Source organism: Burkholderia alba (assembly GCF_034721475.1).
GTDB lineage: Bacteria > Pseudomonadota > Gammaproteobacteria > Burkholderiales > Burkholderiaceae > Burkholderia > Burkholderia alba.
Genome location: NZ_JAWJWL010000117.1, coordinates 1 through 2,441, shown reverse-complemented (window position 1 = coordinate 2,441; position 2,441 = coordinate 1). Strand labels below are relative to the sequence as shown.

General features: G+C 65.2%; 1 protein-coding gene and 2 pseudogenes. All 3 read left to right on the top strand.

Annotated features, from left to right (window positions below; translation table 11 throughout):
* Window positions 1-207, top strand: a pseudogene (locus RZR99_RS33525) (DUF2957 domain-containing protein); the annotation flags it as partial.
* A gap of 43 nt (window positions 208-250) precedes the next feature.
* Window positions 251-1,294, top strand: a pseudogene (locus RZR99_RS32645) (DUF2957 domain-containing protein); the annotation flags it as partial.
* 78 nt (window positions 1,295-1,372) lie between these two features.
* A complete protein-coding gene (locus RZR99_RS32640) occupies window positions 1,373-2,197 on the top strand; it encodes an OmpW/AlkL family protein (protein ID WP_059572239.1) in 825 nt (274 codons plus the stop codon).
* The last annotated feature ends 244 nt before the right edge of the window (window positions 2,198-2,441 follow it).

Here is a 2,441-nt window from a genome sequence, read left to right as displayed (position 1 = left end):
ATCGACTACAACACCGTGTTCACGGGCGGATCGGGGTCCGGCGAGCTGGTGAAGGTCCAGCTCGACACGACGAAGCTGACTTATCAGATCACCTACCTGGCGTCGCCGATCCCGCTGACGACCGGTACCGTGGCGCCGACCCGCGACGCGCCGCCGAACAACGTGGTGAGCGGCACGCTCATGCCCGAAACCGGGCTGCCGACGGTGAAGCTGAACCAGTGCACGTTCCGGCTCGTCAACGCGAGTCTCNGCGTCGCCGATCCCGCTGACGACCGGTACCGTGGCGCCAACCCGCGACGCGCCGCCGAACAACGTGGTGAGCGGCACGCTCATGCCCGAAACCGGGCTGCCGACGGTGAAGCTGAACCAGTGCACGTTTCGGCTCGTCAACGCGAGTCTCGATCCCAATCGTCCCGCGCGCTTCTTCCTCGGCGAGGGCGTGCTGGGCGGCACGATCCCGGGCGCGACGATCCAGTTCGCCGGCGTGATCGGCGTGGGCCAGATTCCGAAGACGACGTTCCCGTACTACCCGTTCATCAGCTTCTCGGCGCAGGAGACGGATCTCACGAAGATCGCGGGCACCTACAACCAGCTCGGCTATCACCAGGTGCCGTCGCAGAACTTCGCGCAGGTCGCGGTGGACGCGCAGTTCGTCATTCGCGGCGACGGCAGCTATACCGAGACGGACAACTTCGGCAAGAAGAACGGCGGCCAGCCGTTCGCGTCGACCGCGATCGTCAATCAGCCGTTCCAGCTGCGCTCGGATTCGTCCGCGTTCACGTCGCTCAACTACCAGCCGCAGATTCCGGCGACGCTCTCGTCGCTCGATCCGACCAAGGCGGGCAAGGGGATCCTGATCGTCGGCAAGCTGCGCAACCAGCTGGTGCCGATCTTCATCCGGACCGGCGCGGCGAATTCCGATCTCACGCAAGGCGCGCCGGTGGCCGACGACGAGTCGGGCATCTCGTTCCTGAGTCCGCAGGCGACGATCGCGCAGGGCTCGCAGGACGGCGAGTACACGGGCGTCGACAGCCAGTTCAACTACCGCGCGACCGCGCTGGTGGGTGCGCAGGCGACGCTGCTCGATCCGTTCAACGCATCGCAGGCGTCGCTCACCCGCGCGCTCAACCTGAATTTCGCGCAGACCGTGCCGGGCGTGGTCACGACGGTGCAGACGAGCGCGGCATCGGGTCCGCCCACCGGCAAGCTCATCTTCACCGGCGGCGCGTTCGGCTTCCTCGACATGAGCGACACCAGCAACCCGTACTTCACCGTGGGCGCGTTCGTGCAATAGACGTCCGGATAAAACAGGAGACGGACGATGTCCGGCGCGGCGCGCCGGCATCGCCAAAGCAGAATGCGAGGAGATCTCATGAAAAAGCTGATTGCTGCGTGTGTCGTCGCGTGCGCGTCGACAGGCGCGCTGGCCCAGCAGGCGGGCGACAACGTCGCGACGCTCGGCTGGCTGCACATCATGCCGCAGGATTCGACCAACGGCCTCACGACCAACGTCGCGAACATGCCGATCAACAGCCCGCTGCGGCTGCCCGGCTCGTTCACGTCGCCGGGCACGAGCCTGACCGTCAACAATGCGGATACCGTCGGCCTGACGCTCACGCACTTCTTCACCGATCACATCGCGGTGACGTCGGTGATGGGCATTCCGCCGGAATTCACGCTGACCGGGCACGGGACCATCAAGCCGTTCGGCCCGGCGGGCGCGCTCGGCAACGTCGATATGGACAAGCCGTCGAATCAGCCGGCCGTGAAGAACGCGCGGCAATGGAGTCCGACGGTGATCCTGCAGTACTACTTCAACGCGCCGACCGCGAAGTTCCGGCCGTTCGTCGGCATCGGCGTCGCGTACAGCTGGTTCACCAACATCGAGCTCAACGGCAATTTCGCCAAGGACATCAACGAGAACCTCGGCAGCGTGCTCGCGGCGGGCGCCGGCAAGCCCGGCCCGACGTCGGTGGAGGGCAAGGCGTCGTCGTCGTGGACGCCGGTCTACAACATCGGCGCGAGCTATGCGCTCACGAACAAGTGGGCGCTCACGGCCACGCTGACCTACATGCCGTTGAAGACGTTCTCGTCGCTGGTCGTCAAGGCGGCCGACGGCACGACGCTCGCGACCACGCGTACCAAGCTGAAGGCGGATCCGTTGATCACGTTCGTCGGGATTTCCTACAAGTTCTGATCCACGGACGCGCCATCGACGCGTCCTGGTTCCCGTGACGGAGCGGCCGGATCGTACCGGCTTCGACGTCACATAACCGGCGGCAAGCCGCCATTCGTCAAGTGAGGCAGTTCCTATGAGCACTCGTAAAATTGTTTCGTTTGTTGTTGCTATGGCATTCGCAACCGTTGCAGCTGCGCCTGCCTTCGCCGTCACCGTGAGCCGTGCCGACGGTCAGCCGATGAACCCCAACGGCGAGCCGTTC

Coding starts and splice junctions, on each gene's coding strand:
- RZR99_RS32640 (WP_059572239.1), top strand. CDS start 1,373: ATGAAAAAGCTGATTGCTGCGTGTGTCGTCGCGTGCGCGTCGACAGGC.